Origin of the sequence: Paenibacillus sp. JZ16, assembly GCF_015326965.1 — a bacterium.
Classification (GTDB): Bacteria; Bacillota; Bacilli; order Paenibacillales; family Paenibacillaceae; genus Paenibacillus_AQ.
The window spans coordinates 2,102,978-2,127,065 of the sequence record NZ_CP017659.1 but is presented as its reverse complement, the minus strand read 5'-3'; the positions used below and the strand labels follow the sequence as shown (position 1 = coordinate 2,127,065).

Genomic DNA, 24,088 nt, shown 5'->3' with positions numbered 1-24,088 from the left:
TTTCCCACAATCTAACTCTTTATAGCTCCCATCATAATCCCCTTCACAAAATACCTTTGCACAAAAGGATACACCATAATGATCGGAAGCGTGACGACCATGGTCACCGCCATCCGGATGCTTTCGCTGGAGACCGGGATCCGCTTGGAGCCCTGCGCCAGCTGCTGGGCGTCGGACATCATGCCGGCGGTCTGGAACTGGTTGAGGATTTTGACCAGGACGGCCTGCAGGGTCTTGAGCTCCGGCTTGTAGGTATACACATAGGAGTCATACCAGGAGTTCCAGTGGCCGATGGCCAGGAACAGGCCGATCGTCGCGAGCACCGGTACGCACAGCGGCATGATGATGCGGAAGAACGTCTGCAGGTCGTTGGCGCCGTCGATTTTGGAGGATTCCTCAATCTCGCCGGGGATCTGCTCCATGAAGGTGCGCACCAGAATCATCAGGAACACGCCGATTAAGCCAGGGAAGATATAGACCCAGAAGGAGTCGATCAGCCCCAGGGATTTGATGATCATATACGTCGGGATCAGCCCGCCGCCGAAATACATCGTGAACACAAAGAAGAAGGAAAAGTATTTCCACCCGAGCAAATTGCGCTTGCTGAGCGGATAGGCGAGCAGCGTGATGAAGAAGATGGATGCCGCTGTCCCGACGACGGTTCGCAGCACGGTGATCTTGATGGCGCTCCAGATCTCCGGATTCCGGAAGATGGTCAGGTAGCTCTCGATGGTTGGCACGCGCGGCCAGAAGTACAGGTTGCCCCGCATCGTATCGGTTGCATCGTTCAAGGAGATGACCAGGATGTTCCAGAACGGATAGAAGGTCACGAGAAAGATGCCGGTCAGGAACAGGTATAAAGAGGCATCGAAGATACGCTCGGGCACGGTTTTTTTGCTTAACATGGATGTACCTCCTAATGGTTTAGAATAGGGACTGCCCGTTCAGCTTCTTCGCCGTATAGTTGACGATAACCACGATGATGAACGCCACCACGGAGCTGAACATGCCGACGGCTGCCGCATAGGAGAACATGCCGTTCTGAATACCGTAGCGGAACGAATAGGTGGACAGGACGTCGGAGTAATCCCGTGTCAGGTCATTGCCGAGCAGGAAGTGCTGGTCGAAGCCCGCGTTCAGGATGCCGCCAAGCGCCAGAATCAGCAAAATGACAATGGTTGGCTTCAGGTGGGGCAGGGTGATGTACCGGATCTGTTTAAAACGGTTGGCACCGTCCACCTTGGCCGCTTCATAAAGCTCCTGGTTGATGGACGAGATGGCCGCCAAATACATGATCGAACTGTAGCCCATATCCTTCCACGTATTGCCGAGCGCGACGATCCACCAGAAGTACTTGCCGTTCTGCAGGAATAAAACGCTTTCATCGGTAATATGGAGGAATTTCAATATGCCGTTCATCGCGCCGTCCGAGGAGAGCAGGGTCACGATGATGTTGGCCGCGATCACCCAGGATATGAAATAGGGAAGATAGGAGGCGGTTTGCACCGTCTTTTTGAACTTTACGCTCTTGATCTCATTAATCGCGATGGCGATCAGGATCGGCATCGGGAAGGAGAAGAGCAGCGTGATCAGCGTGGAGGCCAGCGTATTCCGCATGACGATCCAGAAATCGCCGTTGTTGAAGAAGTAACGGAACCACTCCAGGCCGACGAACTCGCTCGTGAACAGGGTCGACCAGAAGCCGCCGAGCGTCGGCTGGTAATTGACGAAGGACATGTATAGGCCAACCATGGGCGTATACGCAAACACAATGGCCCAGATCAGTCCGGGCAGCATCATTAGGAATAGATACTTCTGCTGCTTCAGCATGGCCCAGCGGCTTTTTCGATGAGGACTCAAGTTCAAGTCACTCCGCGTCTGTAAGGTTGTAGCAGGTTTCATATGGGGCACCTCGCATCTCAAGTTAACTCAAATTATAAGACTCGGAAAAAATGAGTGTCGATATGACAATGTAACGAAAGATGCTTGAAAATGACTTACATCGCGAATTCCCATAGTTAAAAAAACGAAATCGCTATAATATTAAGGGATAAAGCCGACACAGGGGGTATGAGCATGTATAGCATTTTTCTCGTAGATGACGAAGAGCTGGAGCTTGAGATGATCCGAGATTATATTCGTTGGGAAGAGATGGGGATATATGTAGCCGGAACAGCCCTGAACGGCAGGGATGCCCTGGAGAAGATCGAGGTGATTCAGCCCGATATCGTACTGACGGACGTCCAGATGCCCGTCATGAACGGGCTTGATATGGCGAAACGGGTGAGTGAGTTATTCGACTGGATTCAGTTCGTCTTCCTGACCGGACACGATGAATTCAATTATGTGAAGTCGGCCTTAAACGTGGGAGCCGTCGGCTATTTATTGAAGCCGCTGGATCTGAGCGAGATTGTAAGCGTTATCGATAAAGTCAAGCGGCGCTGCGAGGAAGTGCGGATGAAGAACCGCTCCATTCGCGTGACCAAATCCAATATTGTACGAGAGATGATATTCGAGCAGAACGAGGAGCGATTCCGAAACCTCACTGCCAGCTACCATAAGCTGTCCCGCCATACGGAGCCGAGAACGTATACCCTTACGCTGCTCGGCATCGATGCTCCGCACGCTGCACAGCCGGGGCTGTCCCTCGAGGATGGCATGGCGCGCCTGCAGACGTTTATGGAGGAGTGGCTTGCGGACAAGAAACTCGAGGCGGATCTGGTCATCTGCCGGGAAGGCGAGCTGGGCATCTTCATGGATGCCGCCGGCCATCTGAGCCGCTTTACGTGGGAGGATCTGCTGAAGCAGATGCAGCATACGCTGGGCTGTACGATGACCGCGGCCGTGAACGAGGAGCCGGAAGAGCTGTCCCGCATCCAGGATGTTTACAGGGAGACGCGGCAGATGCTGGAGGAGATGTTTTACGTCGGGAACGGGAGAGTCATCTATGCCAAGGACGTGCTGCGGCAGCTGGAGAGCCGGCAAATTCCTCCTTTCCAAGAAACGGCCTATTTCGAGGACATTCATCAGCTGGCGTCCGAGCAGGCCGCGCAGAAGCTGCGGGATTACTTCAACCGGCTGGTCATGCTGCGAATCCGAAAAACCGAAGTGTGCGACTTCGCCATCGGACTGGTGGAGTCTCTGCTGGAGGGGATCCACGAACCGATCACGGAGAGCCACAAGCGGGCGGAGCTTTATCATGCCATCTACCAGTGCCGAACCATTATTGAAATCGAAGCGATCATCATGGATTTTGCCGGACATGCGATTCGGACGTTGGAACACCGGTTCATGGACAAAAATGCAAGGCTGGTGCACCAGGTGCGCACGACGATCGACCAGACCTATCACCAGGCCATCACAATCAACAGCTTGTCCGATCAGGTATATCTGTCTCCCAACTACCTGCGTTCCATCTTTAAGGAGAAAACCGGCATGACGATCCATGATTACCTAACGAGAATCCGGCTGAACAAAGCCAAGGAGCTGCTGGCCGACGATTCGCTCAAGGTGCAGGACATCGCCCAAAGGGTCGGTTATGAGAGCACATCCTACTTCATTTCCTTATTCTTAAAAAGCCAAGGAGTTACGCCGAATGAATACCGCAAAAACATCTAGCCCGTCCGGCCCGTGGAGCCGGCTGGCAGGGGCTTTCCCGTTCGCGCACTTACGCGCATACACCAATTGGCGGCTCCGGCACAAGTTCTTTTTCATCTTTCTGATCGTGATCATCCTTCCGTTCTCGCTGCTGATCTATTATTCGTATTCTTCGACCCGCAGCACGATTACGGAGCATACCTATACGGCCTTGGGCGGATCGCTGGCACAGATTAACACCAACGTGGAGAAGCGGCTGGAGTATTACAATCAGCTGTCGAACATCCTCTACATGGATGCGCAGCTCCGCAATTATCTGTCTACCGATTATGAGCAAGCGTACTATTATCTGGATGCCTTCCAATATATCAACCGGACGCTGCCGTCCCTGATGACCCTGAATGCCAACATTCTGGGCATCACGATTTATACGGGGAACCATACCCTCTATTCCGACGGCCAATACGTCAAATATACGGAAGAGCTGCCCCGGGCGATGGAGGAGCTGGTGCTGGATGCCGCCGGCAATACGGTGTACTTCCATTCCGGGAATTTCAAGGCCGATGATGCACATATCACCATTGCCCGTTCGTTAAGTTATTTCAGCCTGCAGCATCCGTACGGGATATTGACCATGGATATTAACGCGAACGAATTCTACTCCCTGATCAAAATGGAGAACGACAACAAAAGCGTCTATATTGTCGACGAGTTTGGCGGCGTGATCAGCACGGGGGATCAGAACCTCCAATCGAACCAGCTGTTCGACGTGTTTCCGATTCAGGAGCGGATGACCCAGGATGCGGGCTCATTCGATATGAAGATTAACGGCCAGGAGCGTTTTTTCACGTATAAAAAGCTCAGCAACGGTTGGTCCACGGTCATCACCGTGCCCTACGACGAGCTGCTGGCCAATGCGAATCAGGCGACCAAGAATGTCATTTGGTTCTCCACGCTGGCGATTGGCATTGCCATCCTGCTGCTCTATTTTACGACCAAGGTCATGACCAAGCGCATCGAGGTGCTGCTGCAGCAGATCCGGAAGGTGGAGCGCGGGGATTTCCGGCTGTCGATTAAGCCGATGGGGCATGACGAGATCGGCCAGGTGTCCTTTGCGTTCAATAAGATGGCCGCGACCATACAATCCCTGATCCATGACGTGTACGTGAAGGAGATCGCAAGGAAGGAGTCGGAGCTGAATACGCTTCAGGCCCAGATCAACCCCCATTTTCTGTACAACACCTTGTCCTCGATCTCTTCGCTGGCGATCAAAGAAGGGGCTATGCAGGTGTACCAGATGGTCAATTATTTGGCCAAGTATTACAGGGTGTCGCTGAATAAAGGAAAGCGCATCATTCTGCTGGAGCAGGAAATCAATCTGGTGAAGAATTATGTCGCGATCCAGAAGATCCGGTTCCGGGACAAGCTTCATATGCATTACGACCTGGATGAGCAGCTGTTCGGGAACACAACGATCAAGCTGATTCTGCAGCCGTTCATCGAGAACTGCATCAATCATGCCATTGGGGACGAATCGGGAATCAACATTAACGTGAAGCTCAGGCAGGAGGGGGACGACATCTTGCTCCAGGTCATCGACGACGGCATCGGGATGAAGCCCGAACAGCTCGATCACGCGCTGAACAAATCGGATAATCTGTCGGGCTACGGCGTGAAAAACGTGGACGACCGGATCAAACTGACCTACGGGGAAGAATATGGCGTCAGCATCTTCAGCCGGCTCGGCATCGGAACCGCGGTGACCATTCGGATACCTGTAATCTCCGATAGGCATCCTGCAAATGAACGGAACCCGCAGCAGGCGTTACCCTGAATGAAAGACATTTTGCATCATGGATTGTAAGATTGCGTTATAGATCAATGAACTCCCGATTTTTACAATGATAGATATATTCGAGCTTTTGGATATGACGACCTTAGAAAGGGGTTCAGGGAATGAAGAAACTAAAATTGATGCTGGCAGCAGCCCTCGTTATGACAACGCTTTCGGCTTGCGGCGGCAACCAGAAGGCGGCATCGGGCGGAGACAGCGGTACGAATGCGGACAGCAGCGCGCCGATCACGTTAACCTGGTTTGACCAAAACACGGGGGATGCCTTTACCAATCCGGTCGCTAAAGTGATTACGGAAAAAACAGGCGTGACCGTCGAGATCCAGCAGCCTACGGGCAATCCGGTTGAGAAGCTGAATCTGATGCTGGCCAGCGGCGATCTTCCGGACGTTATTTTGATGAGTCGTGGAAGCGATATCATGAATAAGTATATTACCTCGGGCGCGGTGATCCCGCTGAATGACCTGATTGAAGAGCACGGACCGAATATCCAAAAAATGTACGGCGACACGCTTGCCAAAACGCGAAGCGAGGACGGCAACAATTATTATTTCTCCAACTGGTACGGCTTGGAGCAGTACCCGGTGTTCGGCTTCATGATGCGCATGGACATCATGAAGGAGCTGGGCGTCGGTGATAAGGTGAACAACGGCGAGCCGTTTACCACAGAGGAATTCGAGCAGCTGCTTGTCAAGTTCAAGGAGAAATATCCAACGATTGACGGCAAAGAAAGCATTCCGATGACGCTCAACGGCGAGAACGTCGGAGCCGTGACCGGCAGCTTCAAGGGCATGTACGGCATGATGCCGTATTACGAAACAAACGGGGAGCTGAAGAAGGACGTCCGCGATCCGCGCTATCTCGAAATGGTCAAATTTCTGAACTCCCTGTACCGCAAAGGCCTGCTCGATAAGGAATGGGCAACGATGAAGACCAAGCAGTTCGAGCAGAAGCTGGGCAACGGCAACGTATTCGCCACGGCGGAAGCGCTCTGGAATGTAGGAAATGCGAATGCGCTGCTCAAAACCGAGGCAGCCGATAAGGCTACCGAGGACGAGCGTCAGTTCTACCAATATAAAGTGCTGGCCCCGGGCGTGAAGCCGGAAGAGGCCACTTACGGACCGAAGAGCTCCCTGGGCTGGGACGGCGTGGCGATCAGCCGCTCCAACAAGGATCCAGTCCGGACGATGAAGCTGCTGGATTTCCTGGCCAGCGAGGAAGGCCAGTATCTGCTGATGTGGGGAGTAGAGGGCGAGCATTGGGACATGAAGGACGGCAAGCATGTGCCAAGACAAGAAGTGCTGGACGCCTTCAAGAAGAATTGGGACGAGGCTTCCCGTACGACGGGCATTCGCAAGTGGACCTGGATGATTAAGAACGGTCCCGGCGAGGACGGAACCCCGTATGACCTGATGGGCCGTTACCAGACCGATCCGGTCACGGATCTGGCGATCAAGAACCTGGCCGATACGTCGTTTGATACGGCACCGTATGACAACCTGGGTCCGGCTGGCGGAACGCCGGAAGCCATTATGGAAACGAAGGTGAACGATACCATCAATAAATATTTCCTGAAGATGGCCCTGTCGCCGTCCGAGGACCAAGTGGTGGAATCCTATAACCAGATGATGGCCGAGATCGAGGCGGCTGGCCTGGCCAAGCTGGAAAAGATTTATACGGACAACTTCAACAAACGTCAAGAGCTGTGGGGCAAATAATCTGGCCAAGGGGAGTCAAAAGATGCTTCGTCTTTTGGCTCTCCTTTTTTTCTTCAGGCAAAAACCATATCAACATGAATCGGAAGGATGATATTCTGTGACCATTCAATACCAAGAACCGTTTCGCGTGTTTGCGATACAAACCGATAACAGCTCCTATCTGTTCGGCATCAACGACAGCGGCAATCTGCAGCATCTATACTGGGGGGAGCCGGTCGGGATCGAAGATGCAGCGCCGCTGCTGCGCCCGAGATCGCACAGCTCGTTTGATGCGGAAGTCCATTCGGAGGTGGAGGAATACAGCTTCTGGGGCGGCGTCAAATACAGCGAGCCCAGCCTGAAGGTCCGCATGCCGGATGGCGTGCGCGACTTGGCGGTTCGTTATGCCGGGCATCGCACGCTGCAGACGGAAGGCAGAGAGACGCTGATCATTGTTATGAAGGACGAAGCGTACCCGCTTGAAGTGGAGCTGTCCTACCGGGCGATTCCCGAGTGCGACCTGATCGAACGTTCGGCCCGGATCGTCAACCGCGGCGAGGCGGATATCGTGCTGGAGAACGCGCAGTCCGCGGCCTGGGTCATCCCCTATCTGGCGGATTACCGCCTCACGCACGTGACGGGAAAATGGTCCGGCGAATTTCAACTGCGCAGCACTTTCCTCACCGAAGGTAAGAAGGTGCTGGAATCCCGTAGGGGTTTCACGGACAGCCATGCCAACCCGTGGTTTGCGATGGATGACGGACATGCCACGGAATCGGCGGGGCAGGTCTGGTTCGGGGCGCTGGCCTGGAGCGGGAACTGGAAGATTACGGCCGAGCGGACGGTGTTCGAACATGTTCGGGTGACCGGAGGCATCAATGATTTCGACAGCGAGTGGGTGCTGGGAGCGGGAGAAGCCTTCGATACGCCCGGATTCGTCGGGGGATACAGCAGCGGCGGCTTTGGCGGGATGAGTCGGCGGCTGCACCGCTATCAGTATTCGGATGTCCTGCCGGGCAGCCAGACGAGACCGGTCCTGTATAACTCCTGGGAGGCGACGTACTTCGATGTCAATGCCAAGGATCAAATGGCTTTGGCCGAAAGAGCCGCGCGTTTGGGCGTGGAATTGTTCGTCGTGGACGACGGGTGGTTCGGCGGTCGCAACCATGATCGGGCCGGGCTTGGCGATTGGTTCGTGAACCGGGAGAAGTTCCCGAACGGTCTCGGCGAGCTGATTGACAAGGTGCATGAGCTCGGCATGGATTTCGGCATCTGGGTAGAGCCGGAGGCCGTCAATCCGGACAGCGACCTGTACCGGGAGCACCCGGATTGGGTGTACCATTTCGAGACGCGGGAGCGCTCCGAGCTTCGCAATCAGCTGCTGCTGAACATTTCGAAGCCGGAGGTTAAGGCCTACATTCTGCAGTTTATGACGGACCTGCTGGAGAAGCATGACATCAAGTTCATTAAGTGGGACATGAACCGGACCGTAACCGAACCCGGCATGAAGGACCATCCGCTTCACCGCCAGAAGGAGATCTGGATTCGCCATGTTCAGAGCCTGTACGAGATTTGGGAGGAGCTGCGGCGCAAATTCCCGCATGTGGCGTTTGAAACCTGTGCCGGCGGCGGAGCGCGCATCGATCTTGGCATCTTCCGGTATGCCGACCAATCCTGGCCGAGCGATAACACCGATGCCTTTGACCGCCTCAGCATTCAGGAGGGCTTCTCGTACACGTATGCTCCGCGGATGATGACCTGCTGGGTAACGGAGTCGCCGACAGGGATGAATCGCAGGCAGGTATCCCTGAAATACCGCTTCCACAGCGCCATGATGGGAACGCTCGGCATCGGCTCCAACCTGAATGAGTGGAGCGATGAGCTGATTGCGGAATCGGCCGAATATGTGGCGCAGTATAAATCCATTCGCCATCTGGTTCAGTTCGGCAGCCAGTATCGCCTCGACTCGCTTCGGCATAAAGGCGTAACGGCCGTGCAGTACGGCAGCGAAGACGGCAGCGACAACGTGCTGTTTGCGTTCCTGCACAGCCAGAAGCTGGGCGAGCCGCTGCCGCGACTGCAGCTGACCGGACTGCAAGCCGATCAGTCGTATGCCATTGAGGGGGTGGCCGGCACATGGAGCGGCAGGGCACTCATGAACATCGGGATCGAGCTGCCGCTGCGTGGGGATTTTGACAGCTTGGCGTATCGGATTCAGAGACAGGAATGAGATTGAAATAGAAAAGCGTCGTATTGCCTTTCGCGATACGACGCTTTTTACGGTTGACTATTCAACGTATAAGTATGACCCATATTGGATTCTATAGTTTAGGAAGTGGGTCCATATTCTATTTGCTGTTATGCTAGCCCTCTATAGTAAATTCCATTTCCTTTTTGGAATCCGATATGCCGTCAAGAATGACGACAGTCCAAACGTTGTTTACATCGGAGTAGTGTATAGACTTAATGAAAGGTACTTCAATTTGATCAAAATGCTCCAATGTCATAACGATTACTTCTTGTTGACCGAATTTGGATAATTTAGGACGTTCGTTTGTCAGGATATCTATGTCTCTAGCTGAAGCTTGAGCTGGATAGGAGGTGTCAATACCTCCGTCAATTTCGATCGAAACTTGTTGTCCTAACTCTATCTTTCTTTTGGTTCTGATCCATATTGCGTCGTTTAAATCTGATTTTTCATCATAACGGGTTACCAAAATCCTGCCATCTTCTTTTTGAACGACGTACCCCACATATTTATTCACAGGCTCATCTTTTTCTTTGCTGTTATTGCTGCATCCACAAATAATAATGGCAAACATGACTAGACAGAGTATGAATTTGTTAATCATGATTTCCTCCCAGTCGAAAAAAAGTGTGTGGTCAATCGAACCAAAGCTTGGGTTCAGTATAAGGAAATAACCAGGAAATCCTACCCCTTCCGGGTATCTCGGTATTCGGAAGGGGATTTTCCCATGATTTTTTTGAACAGCCGCGAGAAATAGTAGGGATCCTGGAAGCCGAGACGGTGGCTGATCTCCTTGACGCTCTGGCCGGTCAGGTCCAGATGCTGGCAGGCCCGTTGGATTTTGAGCCGCAGATAGTAATCGATGGGGGAGTAGCCCGTCGCTTCCTTGAACCGGAAGGTGAAGTGCGGTATGGACAGGTTGGCGTAGGCCGCCAGCTCCTTCAGGCTCACATGCCCCTCCAGATGCTCGGTCATGAACCGAAGCGTCTGCTCCATGTCATGCTTGTTGTGCTGGTGTTGCCCCCGCTGCGGTTGGAGCCGGGCGAGGCGGATGATGGCTGCCAAGTGGCCGGCGAGCTGCGAGACATGGATGATATGGTTCAGCGTATACCCTTTTTGCAGCAGCTCGTAACTTTCCTGAAACAGCTCCACGATGCTCCTTGACTGTTCGACCGGAACGACGGCGGGTTCGGCTGCGTCGGTAAAACCCTCGAACAATAAACCTGCATGCGTCCCCTTCATATGCCACCAGTAAATGCTCCAGGGATGAAACTCCGAGGATCCATATTCATGCGCCGTTTCCGGCGGGATGACAACCGCCTGCCCCTTGAGCAGAGAATGGGTTTTGCCGCCGTTCAATCGATACCAGCCTTCCCCCTCCACGCAGTAGATCAAGATGTACGCGCCGCTGCCCTCCGGGCGTTCCCGGTAGTGATGCAGCGCACGCGGAAAGTACCCGATGTCGGTCACGTACAGCGGCTCCACAAGCGGATGGCGGGCAGCCTCTTTCATAATATGATCCGGGAGGACCATGATTTTCTGGGATTCGAATCCGTCTGGTTTTCGTATGGTATCCATAGCTTTACTATGAATCGGAACCGAATTGTTGTCAACCGGATGGAGCGCCAAATAATCAGAATATAATCCATCATCAACATGATATCGTCAATGGATCTTCGGCAGGCCGGCTTATAAGATAGAGACATAACGCAGCCTACGCGGATGCTAATGGAGGGGTGACGACTCATGACAAAACAACGGCAAGTGAGCGTACGGGAAGAGACCGTGGAGATTCCCACGTATGAAGTGGGGAAGCCGGACCTGAACCCGATGTTTTTGGAGAAACGGGTGTATCAGGGGAGCTCGGGGCGTGTCTATCCGCTGCCGGTCATCGATAAAATTTACGATGAGAAAGTATTAAAGCCCTACCGGATCATTTTCCTTGAAAATGAGTACGTGCAGATTCAGATCATGCCGCAGATTGGAGGCCGCATCTACCGGGCCATCGATAAAACCAACAACTATGATTTTGTATACCACAATCAAGTGATCAAGCCGGCTTTGGTTGGCCTTGCGGGTCCATGGATATCCGGGGGAATCGAGTTCAACTGGCCGCAGCATCACCGTCCGAACACCTATGGCGAGGTGGAGTGGAGCTTAACGGATCAGCCGGATGGCAGCAAGACGGTATGGGTCGGCGAGATCGACCGGATGTACGGCACGAAGGTGTCTACCGGCTTCACGCTGTATCCGGGCAAGGCGTATCTTGAAATTCACGCGCAAATGTACAATCGGACCTCGGAGCCGCAGACCTTTCTGTGGTGGGCGAATCCGGCCGTAGCGGTCAACGATCATACCCAGTCCGTATTTCCGCCGGATGTTCATGCGGTGTTCGACCATGGGAAGCGGGACGTGTCCAAATTCCCGATCGCAACCGGCACGTACTATAAACAGGACTATTCGGCGGGCGTCGATATTTCCATGTACCGCAACATTCCCGTTCCGACATCCTATATGGCTTATCATTCGGATTACGATTTCGTCGGCGGATATGACCATGGTTTGAAAGCGGGGATTCTGCATGTCGCCAATAAACATATATCTCCCGGCAAAAAACAGTGGACGTGGGGGCACGGCGAATTCGGCCAGGCCTGGGATCGCAACCTGACCGACGAAGACGGCCCGTACATCGAGCTCATGACCGGCGTGTATACCGATAACCAGCCCGATTTCACCTGGCTGGCGCCGTATGAGGAGAAAAGCTTCAAGCAGTACTTCATGCCCTATAAAGACATTGGGCTCGTGAAGAATGCGTCCATAGACGCCGCCGTAAATCTCGAAGTCCACGGACGCAAGGCCGTTGTACATGCTTATGCAACCTCGGTTATCGAAGAGGCGCGCATCCTGTTGACCGGAGCGGGACACACCTGCTTGGATCGAAAAGTCAAGCTGTCGCCGGCCGATACCTTCCAGGCCGAAATCGAACTCGCCCCAGGTATGAGGGAGGAAGATGTGCGGGTCACGGTATTCGCTGCGGACGGCAAAGAGCTGGTCGCTTACCAGCCCAAGCCGCGCACCTTGGAGCGAACGCCGGACCCGGCCACGGCGATCGGCAAGCCGGAGGAGCTGAAGAATACCGAAGCGCTGTTCTTGGCCGGGCAGCATCTGGAGCAGTACCGGCACGCAACCTATGAACCGGAAGCCTATTATGTGGAAGGTCTTCGGCGCGATGCGGGAGACGCAAGGCTGAACAATGCCTATGGTTTGCTCCTGCTGCGCAGAGGGTGCTTTACGCAGAGTGAGGTTTATTTTAAAAAAGCGATCGAAACCTTGACCCGCCATAACGCCCGGCCCTATGACAGCGAACCGTTCTATCATTTGGGCAAAGCCTTGAAGTGGCAGGGCCGTTTGGATGAAGCGTACGCTTATCTGTACAAATCGGTCTGGTCGGGGGCTTGGCAAGGGACGGGATATCTGGCTTTGGCCCAGATTGCCTGCGAGAAGCAGGAGTATGAGGAAGCGTTCGAGCTGATCGAACGATCCCTGGCTGCCCAGTACCGTAATTATAAAGCGCGGCATCTCAAGAGCATCATTTTAAGAAGGCAGGGGCGCTTGGCAGATGCGGCATCATGGCTTGAGGAAACGCTTAACCTGGATCCTATGGATGCGGGCGCGATGAACGAGCTGGCAGCCGTATATCAAGAACTGAAGCAAGGGGACAAGAGCCGGCATACTTACGAATCGCTTGTCCAGCTCCTGCGCGATCGTCCGCATAATTATATCGCCGTAGCTCAGGACTATGCGGATGCAGGCCAATATGGCGACGCTTTGGATGTGCTGCAGCGCATCGAACGCCTTACGGCATCTGCCGTCTATCCGATGGTTTATTACTACCAAGGCAGTGCACTCATGAAAATGAACCGGGTGGAAGAAGCATCCGCTTGCTACCGATTGGCCTCGGAGGCCGATCCGTCTTACTGTTTCCCGAATTCCCTGCATGACTATGTGACGCTAAAGCACGCGCTCAGCGTACAGCCACAGGATGCGAAAGCGTTGTACTACTTAGGGAATTTGCTGTATGACAAGAAGCGCTACGAGGAAGCCATAAGCAGCTGGGAAGCTTCGGTCGCTTTGGATGACAGCTTCGCAACGCCGCATCGGAATTTGGCCCTCGCTTACTATAACAAGAGACAGGACCACGACAAAGCAGTGGCATCCCTGCAAACCGCCTTCTCGCTGAACCCGGCGGACGCCAGGGTCTTCTACGAGCTGGACCAATTGTATAAAAAGCTCGGTCATGCTCCCGCTGATCGCCTGAAAGCGATGGAGGAGCACATGGAGCTGGTCGAGCAGCGCGACGATGTATATCTGGAATATTTGACGCTGCACAATACGCTGAATCGGTATGAGGAGGCGCTGGCATTGATTCTGAAACGCAACTTTCACCCTTGGGAAGGCGGCGAGGGCAAGGTGCCGGCCCAGTATGTGTTGGCTCGTGTAGAGCTAGCGAAGCAGCTGCTTCAGGATCTTCGCTATGAGGATGCCGTAGAGCAGCTCCTGGCTGCCAAGCAATATCCGCTCAACATCAATGAAGGGAAGCTCACGGGAGCGCAGGAGAATAACATCGATTATTACTTGGGCTGCGCATACGAGGGGCTGAGCTTGTCCGAAGAGGCGGAGGCGTGCTTCCTGAAAGCTTCGGAGGGGCTGGATGAGCCGACCAGCGCGATGTATTACAACGATCAGCCGCCGCACATGATTTTTTATCAAGGGGCCGCGCTGCGAAGGCTGGGCCGGGAGAATGAAGCCCGCAGCCGGTTTAACAAGCTGATCGATTACGGGGAGAAGCATATATTCGAGACTCAGAGCATTGATTACTTTGCCGTATCGCTGCCGGACTTCCTGGTGTTTGATGAAGATCTGAACCGAAGAAACGAAATTCATTGCCGCTACATGATGGGGCTCGGGCATCTAGGACTTGGTGACCGGCAGTCCGCGGAAACCCTGTTCCGCGAGGTGCTGCAGCTGGAGTCTCACCATCAAGGAGCTGCACTGCATTTGGCGCTTAGCAAGACGTTGATGTAAGAGATTGATACTTCATGCTCAAGGGCCGTTATGAACAGTCCTTGAGCATTTGTGCATTCCGGTGATGCGTTGACTATAACCGAGGAGGATGACGATGATGGTCTGGAGCAAAGGAATGCTGGATGGATATGAGGTTTGGACAGGGCGCACGGTGGTGATGGAGACGGCCGTGGTGCCTGAACTCGGAAGCAGGGTCATTTCGCTTCGTAATCGCAGAACAGGCCGGGAGTGGCTGGTACAGCCAGCTGGAAAGCTGGACTCGAACGGGTATGCAAGCTCCTTTGGAAAGCGGGACGGCAGCGGCTGGGACGAAATGTTTCCTACAATCAATGTCTGCCGATATCCCGTGTATCCATGGGAAGGAACGGAGCTTCCGGATCATGGCGAGGTCTGGTCCATTCCATGGGAGGCGCACAGCGAGGAAGAACAGCTTCACTGCAGCGTGCAGGGAATCCGAATTCCTTATCAGCTGCGCAAAACCTACTCCTTCCCCCGTGAAGATACCCTGCGGATCGATTATGCCGTTCATAATCCGAGTCCGTTCCCGTTCTCTTTCCTGTGGGCCGCGCATCCGTTGTTTCAAATCGATGAAGGCGCAGAGATTATCGTTCCTCACGAGCTGAGGGAGATCATCGTATCGTACTCGGCGAACGGTCGGTTGGGAGAATTCGGCGATATTCGGACATGGCCGCAGCCATGGGAGGAAAACCCCCATATTCGCTTGAATCGAACCGCCAGCAGGCTTGAAGCAACGGCGGAGAAGTTTTATTTTGCTGACGAGCTGCCGGAGGGGACAGCCTCCATTTACGATCCGGTTGCGGGGGAAGGACTCCGCATGATGTTTCCTAAAGACCAGGTGCCTTATCTAGCGATATGGGCGAACTATGGCGGCTATCAGGGACAGCATCATCTTGCGCTGGAGCCTGCGACGGGTCTGCTCGATGATCTGTCGTATGCGATGCATCGTCAAGTAGCAGCCGAAGTGCCGGCTGGCGGTACGTATTCGTGGTGGCTTGAGTTATCCTGGATCAATGGATCCAAGAAGTAGCGAAGTCTGGTTGACCGTCCGGTAGTGGACCGACAAACGCTTAAGCATAAGCCAATTCACGAATGCGCGGGTTGGGATTGTCCGTAAATAATCCGCCGTGGTAACAGATCACGTTACGGATGTCATAGTGAGTGAGCTTCTGCAGGGAGAGCTGGGCTAAAGCCGAATCCAAAGTGGTTGCCGGATCCGGCCCGATCAGTTGTCCCTCTCTGACGTTCAGCGCATCTGCGGCAATCAGGGTTTTGCTCGGTATATGATATAAGCTGGTATGGCCGGGGGTGTGGCCAGGCGTATGGATCACGATGATACCGCCGCCAAACGGCAGCTCCTCGCCGTCGCGCAGCATGCGGTTCACTGGTGCTGTTGGAGGGTTCTCCAGCGTGTGTTTAAACGCGTTCCTCCACTCCGGCGGCACGTTATCCGGCATCGAAGCCAGCGCTTGTGTAATGGCCTCGGGCGATAGTTTGACAAGCCTTGTATCGCCTTCGATATAAGGCTTTTCTATTTCGCTGGCGAACACTTCAGGGGCGTGGTTGCTGTGCTGGATCAAGGCCGGCAAACTGCCGATATGATCCAAATCCTGGTGTGTTATAATAATTTTGCTTATATCCTGAACGGAAATCCCGATGTGCGATAACTGCTCCTGAATGAGCGGGAACTGGCCGGGATAGCCGGTATCGATAAGCACCAAATTCTGATGATCCCATAGGAATGTCGGATGGATCGTTTCGATTCGTCCCATCATGGCCGCTGATATGTTCAGCATATGAATGCCTTGATCGATTAACATGGTTACATACCTCCACTATATGGGGATTTATTCTCCCGATTTCAACTTCCAGAGAAGACTGAGCAGAAGTAGATTATCAAATCAGTACAAACATGTAAATAGAAAAATATTATATCATAACACAAAAATAATTATTTGTCAATATATAATTCCTAGGCCAGAATCCTCGTTAATATATGAAATGTCCGGCCCGGATGCATAGCGTGATTCCAAGTCGTAGTCTGCTCACACGGCTGGATTTCATCTCGCTATTGAGGAATATGTAATTGCTGGTATAATCCTTGAAAGACGCAGCAGATTGAAGAAGGAGAGGGAACAGTGATGAATACGACGATTGAACTGAATAACGTAACCTGGCAACGGGAGCAGAAGACCGTTCTTACAGGCGTGGATTGGACCGTGCAGCAAGGAGAGCATTGGGCGGTTCTTGGGCTGAACGGCTCCGGAAAGACAACCATTTTGAATATGATTAACGGATACATCTGGCCAACCAGCGGTACGGTTTCGGTGCTCGGGCATCTCTTTGGCAGGGTGGATTTAAGAGAATTGCGTAAATCGATAGGCTGGGTCAGCTCCTCGCTGCAGGAAAGAATCCGACCGAGTGAGTCTACATTGGATGTCGTGATCAGCGGCAAACACGCTTCGATTGGCCTGTATCAGAAGGTGGATGAAGCAGACCGGGAGCAGGCCGAGCAGCTTATGAAGGATTTCAATTGTATTCATCTGCTGGGTCGTACATATGAAACTTGTTCGCAAGGAGAGAAACAGAAGCTGCTGATCGCTCGGGCACTTATGGCTTCGCCGAGGCTGTTGATACTGGACGAGGCCTGTAATGGACTCGATTTTCTGTCGAGGGAAGCGCTGCTGTCCAGCATTACGGCACTGGCTTCCAAGCCCGATGCGCCGACCCTGCTGTTCGTAACGCATCATATCGAAGAAATACTGCCGATCTTCTCGCACTCCTTGCTCATCCGCCGGGGCACCGTGTTCGAGAAAGGGCGTTCCCGGGACATGCTGACCAGCGACAATTTGACCTCGTTTTTTGAGACGCCGGTCGAGGTGAGTTGGCAGAATGATCGAGCCTGGATGTCCATTCCGGACTTATAATGAACGCATTAAAAGCTCGCGAGATATTCATGGCCTAGGAGAGTGACCATTGTGCCAAAATCGAATCATAGCGAATCGAAGGCTGTTCAATCAAGGGATAACAGGCATGAAGCATGAAACTCCGGAGGAAGCCGTCAGAAATCTCGGTGCTGTGCAAGCCCAGGATTATCACCAAGCGGTCTGGGGAATCGGTCTCCGTACGCAGTCCGCCAAGGTATCCGATGTGGAGCAGGCCCTGAACGATCGCAAAATCGTGTTGACCTGGCCGATGCGAGGGACGATATTCTTCGTACCGTCCGAGGACGCGAAGTGGATGGTGAAGCTGACGGAATCGCGCTTTCAAACGAATGACAAGAAGAAGCAGGCCGAACTTGAGCTTGATGAAGGTACGCTCCATCGATGCCGAACCATAATTGGCAACGCGCTGAGTGGTTGCACACCCATATCCCGTCCCAGACTGATGGAACTGCTGGAGGAAGCGGGGATCAGCACCAAGAACGGCCGCGGTTATTATATTCTTGGATATTTGGGACGGACAGGCATGATCTGTTTTGGTCCGCATGAAGGCAAACAGCAGAGTTTTGTGCTGCTTGATGAGTGGGTCCCGAATTCAAGGGAGCTGACGCTCGAAGAATCGCTGGCGGAGCTGGCGCTTCGTTATTTTACCGGTCACGGACCCGCAACGATTCAGGATTTTGCGTGGTGGGTCGGGTTAACGCTGACGGAAGCTAAACGAGGCTTTGAGGCGGTCAAATCAAATCTTCGTTTAGATTTTGTCAACGGTACGGAATACTGGAGCTCTGTTACTGCGCCGGCCGTGCCCGCTGATACGGATTCGGTGGTTCTGCTTCCAGGTTTTGATGAATATTACTTGGGTTACAAGGACCGCAGCGCGATCATAGAGACAGAGCACGATGCGAAGATCGCTCCCCATCGCAACGGGGTTTTTCAACCGATGATGGTGGCAGGAGGGGAAGTGGTTGGTACCTGGAAGCGGGAAATCAAGCGCAGCGGCATCGAAATCACGTTATGTCCGTTCTCGCCGTTGGGCGATCGAGCAGAGGCGTTTCGGGAGGCGGCTAAGCATTACACTGATTTCATGGAAATGCCGATTGGACGAGTAGAATCATGAGTTTGAAGGAGGAATAGCGTATGGAGTCCATCATGAAGCTGGAATCATTGATTACCGAAATGACAGAGATTGTAACGTCGACTGATGAGGTGGAGTTCAATCTGAAGCTTGCGCCTGATAAATGGTCCAAGAAGGAGATCCTGGGTCACCTTTGCGATTCGGCGGTCAATAACCATATCCGGTTTGTGAAAATCTTGCTATCCGATTATCCGATTGCCATTTCGGGGTACACGCAGAACGATTGGGTCCGGGTGAACGATTACCAGGATCAATATGATCAATCGGAAGTGTTGTCACTGTGGCAGCATTTGAACCGGATGATTCTGCGAGTCATGCACAAAGCCGATTCATCAGATTTTCAGAAAAAATGCGTGCTGCCCGATAAAACGGAGGTCACACTGGAGTGGTTGTTTAACGACTATGTGGATCATATGATCCATCATCTGGAGCAAATCGAGCTGTGATTACTGCATTGGAAATGGGTGTACAACAGGAAACGAAAGGTGCTCCAATATGTTCAAATTATGGAATCTTGCTATTCGATTTATTCTGGAATTGATCCTATTATTTTCGATAGGTTACTGGGGCTTCCACTACGGTTCAGGGCTCATGGCACAGGTCGGACTCGGTATTGGGCTTCCGCTGCTTGCAGCCGTCGTCTGGGGAATGACCATCTCTCCGAAGGCAAGGATCAAGCTGCCGCTGGCCGTGGTACTGCTTATCGAATTTCTTATGTTTGCAATCGCGGTGGCATGCCAGATTTACTCGGGCTTTATTACGTTTGCCATCGTTTTTGCCCTTGTGGCTCTGGTCAACCGCTTCATCGTGATAAAATGGAGAATGCAGCCGTAGCTTATTGCAGAAATAGATGGAGATGCACCCTGCGGGAGGTGGATGAAACGGCTACCATCGGCCTTATTAGACATGGGATAACGGATTGGAATGTTCAGAATAGGGCCCAGGGACGAAGCGATATTCCTCTTAATGCTGAGGGGAGGCAGCAGGCACAACGAGTAGCTGAACGCTTAAAGAGAGAGTCTTGGGAGATTATCATCTCAAGTCCCCTGATCCGTGCTCGTGCTACTGCGCAGATCATTGCTGAAGGGATCTCTGTTCTTGATATCATGGAAGATGAACGGATCTGCGAGATCGATTGCGGACATATTGAAGGAACAACAGAGGAAGATCGATTGCTGACATGGGGACACTCCTGGCGAGAAATGGACCTAGGAATGGAGCGTTATGAGGATGTCGCCGAGCGGGGAACTCAGTTTTTGGAGGAAATCATGCACGCATATGAGAACAAGAATGTTCTCGTTGTGAGTCATGGCGCCGTCATTGGATTATCGTTGCAAAAGCTGCTGCCTCAGCGTTTTGCAGCTACCTATATGGATAATGCCTCCTTAACTCTTCTAACCAAATCCAACGGTGAATGGAATTGCCCCTTATTCAACTGCACGAAGCATTTATAAGACCGTTAGAAAGACTGCCAACGTCGGGTAATCAGATGGAGGCGGTCTTTTTGTATTGGATCCACGTTCAGGTTAAAAGACGAATTAAAGTCACGTCCTTTACTCGTTCAGGATGGTATGATGATTTGAAAGAACAGCCTATGTCCGCTGCTGGATATCCTTAGTAACGCAGTGGAATGGAAAAGCCAGCGTAATCATCTAAAATGCTGAAGTTAAAGGAGAATGAACCTATGACTTTGAAGATCGGTATGATTGGGTTGGATACATCGCATGTCTCCATTTTCTCGAACATGCTGCATGACAAGACGCATCCCTATCATGTTCCCGGCGGACGGGTTACGGCGGCATTTCCCGGAGGATCTCCGGACTTCGAGCTTAGCATAAGCCGGGTGGAGGGGTATACGAAGGAACTCGCAGCATGGGGAACTGAAATATTGGATTCTCCGGAAGACGTCGCCAAACAGGTTGATGCCGTCATGCTCGAAGCGGTTGACGGAAGATCGCATCTGTTCTTGTTTCGCGCGATTGCTCCTCACTGCCAAATGGTATTTATCGATAAGCCGTTTGCTGTGAGCAGCAAGGACGCGAGGGAAATTGCCGAACTGGCGGAGCAGTTTCAGGTTACCGTTATGAGCAGCTCGTCTCTTCGATATGCGCAAGGACTTCAGGATGAATTGGCTCGTGGCGGTGTGGGTGATATCATTGGCGTGGACTGCGCCGGACCGCTCCCTCTTCAACCGACACAGCCAGGATTTTTCTGGTATGGAATCCACGCAGCGGAGATGCTTTACCGCGTTCTGGGACCCGGATGCGTAAGCGTACATGTCGCCGCGACCGAATGGCATGAGGTATTAACAGCGGTTTGGAATGACGGGAGGATCGGGACGATTCGAGGCAACCGTGCAGGCAATGATCGCTTTGGGATGACCATCCATCGCACGGACGCCAGCAGCTTTGTGGACATCATGGCGCATCCGAAACCCTATTATGCGAGTTTGCTGGAGCAGATCATGAAGATGTTCACGACAGATGTCTCAGACGTTCCTTTACCTGAGACGCTGGAGATCATTCGTTTTCTGGAGGCGGCGAATGTCTCCCGCGAAACGGGTGAAACCGTGAGACTGGATGATATCGATCGAACAGGATGATAACGGAATAGACGCGCGTTATTTCCTGAAAGGCGGAGGTTGTCGGGGAGGTCGATGTGACTCGCCTTACCTGATAACCTTTTTGACCTGCAATTATACATAATATTTCCATATTAGCCTCGTTAATTGTATGATAGACAGATCAAGAAAGTTCGGCAGCTATTCGTTAGCCGTGTGGAGAGGTGGTTATGATGACATATCATATTCGGGTGAGACCGACAGCGTTGGTTTTTCAGAATGAGCATGTTTTGTTGGTTGAGTATGTAGATGAGAACGGATTGCATTACAATTTGCCGGGGGGCGGGGCCGAGCCCGGAGAGTCTATCGCAGAGGGAGCCTTGAGAGAATTGTATGAGGAAACCACGCTGGAAGCGCAGACTGGGCCTGTTGCATTTGTGTACGAGAATGCTCCGCATAAACAGTCCAGAGATAACATATCGGGCATCCATACGTTATACGTAGTATTTGAATGTTATCCACATGAAGGATCGTCCCCCAAACTTCCGGCTGTTCCAGATCCGAATCAAACCGACGTGAAGTGGATTCCGCTCGAGCAGCTGGACGACATTATTTTGTATCCGAACATTAAGAAACACATTAAACAGTACGCGCAGGAACGACGAAATATAGACATGATCGAGGATTACGTATTGGACAAATATGTGTGAATTAAACGTAACAGGAGACCTTCATGAAATCGCATGTCAAAATGATCTCCTTGATCCTCCTCATCGGCTATACCATGTTGTTAACTTACTGGATGATTTGGGGATTCGGGAGGACCACTCAGCCGGAAATCAGTTATAATCTGGTTCCATTCACGACGATGGCAAGCTATTTTCCCATTCGCAGTTTGAGCTCATTGATCAATATCGTTGGAAATATCGCTGTATTTGTACCCTTTTGGAGTGCTTATTCCGCTTGCATTTCAAATTCGATTTCGTAAGATGCTAGCCTACTTTTTGACCGGGTTATTCGTGCTCGAAATGACGCAACTGATCACGCGGCGAGGAAGCCTGGATGTGGATGATTTTATATTAAACTCGGTAGGTGTTACCCTGGGCTATGGTTTGATTGGGGTCATCATGAAATCAAGGGGCAGACAACCGTAGCTGCAAGCATATTTCAACCATACCTAAAATAGTTTATAACAGGCAGCAGAATGACTTAACTACGACGTAGGAAAGTCATTCTGTTTATTTATGTGTGGCTGATTATATTGTGTTAACGTTACATTCTCTACTTGAGCTGGATAACAGCGATATGGGGAATTGTGGAAAAAACTATTGTTCGATCAGGAACCGAAGCTTACAATGATATGAGGTACTGGAAAATGTTGTGTGGAAAGGTGGGATCTACGATGGAGAATTCCGTGATTAGTAAGCTGACTCAGGATGCAGCCACCGATAAGAGGAAGGATTACACACTCTATGAACAATAAAACGATGGGCATTATTTTTATCTGTATCTCAGCTTTTTTGTACGGCATCCGGTACTTAACGGCCGCGATTGCGGGGATAAATACCCCCTGGACGTTTGCGGATTTGTTATCAGAAATTGGAAAATGGCCGTTGATATTCAGCATCATCAGTTTGATTCTCGGTATCTTATGCATCATCGTCCCGATCATCCGTAAATGGCTAGTGGAAGACCTGAACCAGATCAAGGATAACTGGGAAGAGCTGGACCAGCCAGACAACGCCGATAAGAATCCATAACAGAATGTTATCTAGAATTTTAAGGAGGAATCCTCATGGGCGAAAACCAAGTTGCAGGCTTTTGGATCCGGCTGGGCGCCAATCTTTTGGATGGAATCATCGTGAGCCTTCCGTTATGGATCATTGCAGGGATTATCACGGGAGATTTTGAGAATGAGCCGATTTCTAATTTGATTTATAGTTTGTATGCTTTGTTGGTCCCCGTGTATTGGAATGGTTATACCATCGGTAAGCGCATATGCGGCATTCGCATTCGCAAATTCGATTTTCTTGAGCCGCCGGGCATTGGAACGATGCTGCTCCGCAACCTTGTAGCGGGAATCGTGTATGCACTGACGTTTGGAATTGGACTTATCGTGAGCATCTTTATGGTAGCGATGCGCGAGGATAAGCGTTCCCTGCACGATTTTATCGCGGGTACGGAAGTTGTGTATGATTAGGAGATGAATGGGTTACCCAAATCTGGATTGCTGTCGGAGCGGCAATTCAAGGCATTTCCATGATTGGAGTTGATTAGATATCGCGTTTACGATAAAAGGAATTGTCTTTGATATGGATAATACGCTGCTGCGTTCCAGCATTGATTTTGGAGCAATGAAGAGGGACATCTACGCCTTTCTGTGCCATCACAGAATCTTGCCCCAAGGTCTGTCCATGGACACCCACACTACCTCAACCATCATTGCTGAAGCCATGAATACAGGGCTGCTGTCGGAAGATCTTCGTCACGAGATGTGGGATATTGCCAAGGAACATGAGATGAGAGGGATGATTGGTGCAGATCTTGAAGCGGGTGCAAGAGAGCTTGTTCAGCGATTGCACGGGCAGCTGCATCTGGCCATTGTGACAAATAATTCGGTGGAAGCAGCAATGGCTGCTCTGGAAGAGAATAAGATTGTGCATTATTTTGATCTCATTATAGGCAGAGAGGCCATGGGTTTGTTAAAGCCGGCACCCGATGGATATTTGGAGGTGCTGAAGCATTTCCCTCATACATCCCCGAAGGAATGGTTGTCTGTCGGAGATGCGTGGGTGGATGGCAAGGCCTCCGAGAGCGCCGGAATTCCATTTATCGCCTATCGCGGGGACATCGCGAGAATGAACAGCATGGATGTTTTTCCATTTGCAGAGATTCAACATATACCAGATGTCATAGGTTATCTTCAGCTGCGTACCACTAAATAAATCTCGGAG

General features: G+C 51.9%; 23 protein-coding genes. 18 read left to right on the top strand and 5 right to left on the bottom strand.

Annotated features, from left to right (window positions below; translation table 11 throughout):
- Positions 1-11: 11 nt before the first annotated feature.
- Positions 12-905, bottom strand: a complete 894-nt coding sequence (locus tag BJP58_RS09595) for a carbohydrate ABC transporter permease (protein WP_194543726.1) — start codon at positions 903-905, stop codon at positions 12-14.
- A gap of 19 nt (positions 906-924) precedes the next feature.
- The gene (locus tag BJP58_RS09590) at positions 925-1,902 is read right to left on the bottom strand and encodes an ABC transporter permease (protein WP_194543725.1); all 978 of its coding nucleotides are present in this window, start codon (positions 1,900-1,902) and stop codon (positions 925-927) included.
- A gap of 174 nt (positions 1,903-2,076) precedes the next feature.
- On the opposite strand from BJP58_RS09590, the gene BJP58_RS09585 reads away from it, so the two are divergent.
- From BJP58_RS09585 to BJP58_RS09570, 4 genes are all read left to right on the top strand, one after another.
- Positions 2,077-3,618 carry a response regulator gene (locus BJP58_RS09585; protein WP_194543724.1) on the top strand — a complete coding sequence of 514 codons (1,542 nt, stop codon included), beginning with the start codon at positions 2,077-2,079 and terminating at the stop codon, positions 3,616-3,618.
- Entirely contained in the window at positions 3,596-5,431 is a 1,836-nt protein-coding gene (locus tag BJP58_RS09580; protein ID WP_194543723.1) for a cache domain-containing sensor histidine kinase, read from the top strand. Before BJP58_RS09585 ends, BJP58_RS09580 begins: the two co-directional genes overlap by 23 nt.
- A gap of 122 nt (positions 5,432-5,553) precedes the next feature.
- Positions 5,554-7,167 carry an ABC transporter substrate-binding protein gene (locus BJP58_RS09575; RefSeq protein WP_194543722.1) on the top strand — a complete coding sequence of 538 codons (1,614 nt, stop codon included), beginning with the start codon at positions 5,554-5,556 and terminating at the stop codon, positions 7,165-7,167.
- 97 nt (positions 7,168-7,264) lie between these two features.
- Positions 7,265-9,376, top strand: coding sequence for an alpha-galactosidase (locus BJP58_RS09570; protein ID WP_194543721.1), 2,112 nt, complete (start codon positions 7,265-7,267; stop codon positions 9,374-9,376).
- Between the two features lie 133 nt (positions 9,377-9,509).
- On the opposite strand, the gene BJP58_RS09565 is transcribed toward BJP58_RS09570, so the two are convergent.
- Together BJP58_RS09565 and BJP58_RS09560 are read right to left on the bottom strand one after the other, a co-directional pair.
- Positions 9,510-9,968: a DUF3221 domain-containing protein gene (locus tag BJP58_RS09565; protein WP_194543720.1), complete on the bottom strand. Its 459-nt coding sequence runs from the start codon at positions 9,966-9,968 to the stop codon at positions 9,510-9,512.
- A 110-nt stretch (positions 9,969-10,078) separates the two neighbouring features.
- A complete protein-coding gene (locus BJP58_RS09560) occupies positions 10,079-10,972 on the bottom strand; it encodes an AraC family transcriptional regulator (protein WP_194543719.1) in 894 nt (297 codons plus the stop codon).
- Positions 10,973-11,140: 168 nt separating this feature from the next.
- Here BJP58_RS09560 and BJP58_RS09555 point away from each other — a divergent pair, with 168 nt between their 5' ends.
- Both BJP58_RS09555 and BJP58_RS09550 read left to right on the top strand, forming a co-directional pair.
- Entirely contained in the window at positions 11,141-14,479 is a 3,339-nt protein-coding gene (locus tag BJP58_RS09555) for a tetratricopeptide repeat protein (protein WP_194543718.1), read from the top strand.
- Positions 14,480-14,576: 97 nt separating this feature from the next.
- The gene (locus BJP58_RS09550; RefSeq protein ID WP_194544888.1) at positions 14,577-15,527 is read left to right on the top strand and encodes an aldose epimerase family protein; all 951 of its coding nucleotides are present in this window, start codon (positions 14,577-14,579) and stop codon (positions 15,525-15,527) included.
- A gap of 40 nt (positions 15,528-15,567) precedes the next feature.
- Here the strand turns inward: BJP58_RS09550 and BJP58_RS09545 are convergent, their stop codons facing one another.
- On the bottom strand, positions 15,568-16,317 hold the full coding sequence (locus BJP58_RS09545) for an MBL fold metallo-hydrolase (RefSeq protein WP_194543717.1): 750 nt from the start codon (positions 16,315-16,317) through the stop codon (positions 15,568-15,570).
- 321 nt (positions 16,318-16,638) lie between these two features.
- Between BJP58_RS09545 and BJP58_RS09540 the strand changes: the two genes are divergently transcribed.
- The 12 genes from BJP58_RS09540 (at position 16,639) to BJP58_RS09490 (ending at position 24,079) form a co-directional block, all read left to right on the top strand.
- On the top strand, positions 16,639-17,424 hold the full coding sequence (locus BJP58_RS09540) for an ABC transporter ATP-binding protein (RefSeq protein ID WP_194543716.1): 786 nt from the start codon (positions 16,639-16,641) through the stop codon (positions 17,422-17,424).
- Between the two features lie 49 nt (positions 17,425-17,473).
- Positions 17,474-18,556 (top strand): winged helix DNA-binding domain-containing protein, encoded by a 1,083-nt coding sequence (locus tag BJP58_RS09535; protein ID WP_233355019.1) that lies wholly within the window; start codon positions 17,474-17,476, stop codon positions 18,554-18,556.
- A 20-nt stretch (positions 18,557-18,576) separates the two neighbouring features.
- On the top strand, positions 18,577-19,020 hold the full coding sequence (locus tag BJP58_RS09530) for a DinB family protein (RefSeq protein WP_194543715.1): 444 nt from the start codon (positions 18,577-18,579) through the stop codon (positions 19,018-19,020).
- 49 nt (positions 19,021-19,069) lie between these two features.
- Positions 19,070-19,408 (top strand): YrdB family protein, encoded by a 339-nt coding sequence (locus tag BJP58_RS09525; protein ID WP_194543714.1) that lies wholly within the window; start codon positions 19,070-19,072, stop codon positions 19,406-19,408.
- On the top strand, positions 19,309-20,028 hold the full coding sequence (locus BJP58_RS09520; protein ID WP_336245448.1) for a histidine phosphatase family protein: 720 nt from the start codon (positions 19,309-19,311) through the stop codon (positions 20,026-20,028). Before BJP58_RS09525 ends, BJP58_RS09520 begins: the two co-directional genes overlap by 100 nt.
- Positions 20,029-20,258: 230 nt before the next feature.
- The gene (locus tag BJP58_RS09515; protein ID WP_194543712.1) at positions 20,259-21,176 is read left to right on the top strand and encodes a Gfo/Idh/MocA family protein; all 918 of its coding nucleotides are present in this window, start codon (positions 20,259-20,261) and stop codon (positions 21,174-21,176) included.
- 191 nt (positions 21,177-21,367) lie between these two features.
- Positions 21,368-21,844, top strand: a complete 477-nt coding sequence (locus BJP58_RS09510; RefSeq protein WP_194544886.1) for an NUDIX domain-containing protein — start codon at positions 21,368-21,370, stop codon at positions 21,842-21,844.
- Positions 21,845-21,867: 23 nt separating this feature from the next.
- Positions 21,868-22,122 (top strand): VanZ family protein, encoded by a 255-nt coding sequence (locus tag BJP58_RS33575; protein ID WP_233355017.1) that lies wholly within the window; start codon positions 21,868-21,870, stop codon positions 22,120-22,122.
- 1 nt (position 22,123) lies between these two features.
- Positions 22,124-22,288, top strand: coding sequence for a VanZ family protein (locus tag BJP58_RS33570; RefSeq protein ID WP_233355016.1), 165 nt, complete (start codon positions 22,124-22,126; stop codon positions 22,286-22,288).
- Positions 22,289-22,606: 318 nt separating this feature from the next.
- A complete protein-coding gene (locus tag BJP58_RS09500) occupies positions 22,607-22,894 on the top strand; it encodes a hypothetical protein (RefSeq protein WP_194543711.1) in 288 nt (95 codons plus the stop codon).
- Between the two features lie 35 nt (positions 22,895-22,929).
- Positions 22,930-23,334, top strand: a complete 405-nt coding sequence (locus BJP58_RS09495; protein WP_071219906.1) for an RDD family protein — start codon at positions 22,930-22,932, stop codon at positions 23,332-23,334.
- Between the two features lie 91 nt (positions 23,335-23,425).
- The gene (locus BJP58_RS09490) at positions 23,426-24,079 is read left to right on the top strand and encodes an HAD family hydrolase (protein WP_267907911.1); all 654 of its coding nucleotides are present in this window, start codon (positions 23,426-23,428) and stop codon (positions 24,077-24,079) included.
- Positions 24,080-24,088: the final 9 nt, after the last annotated feature.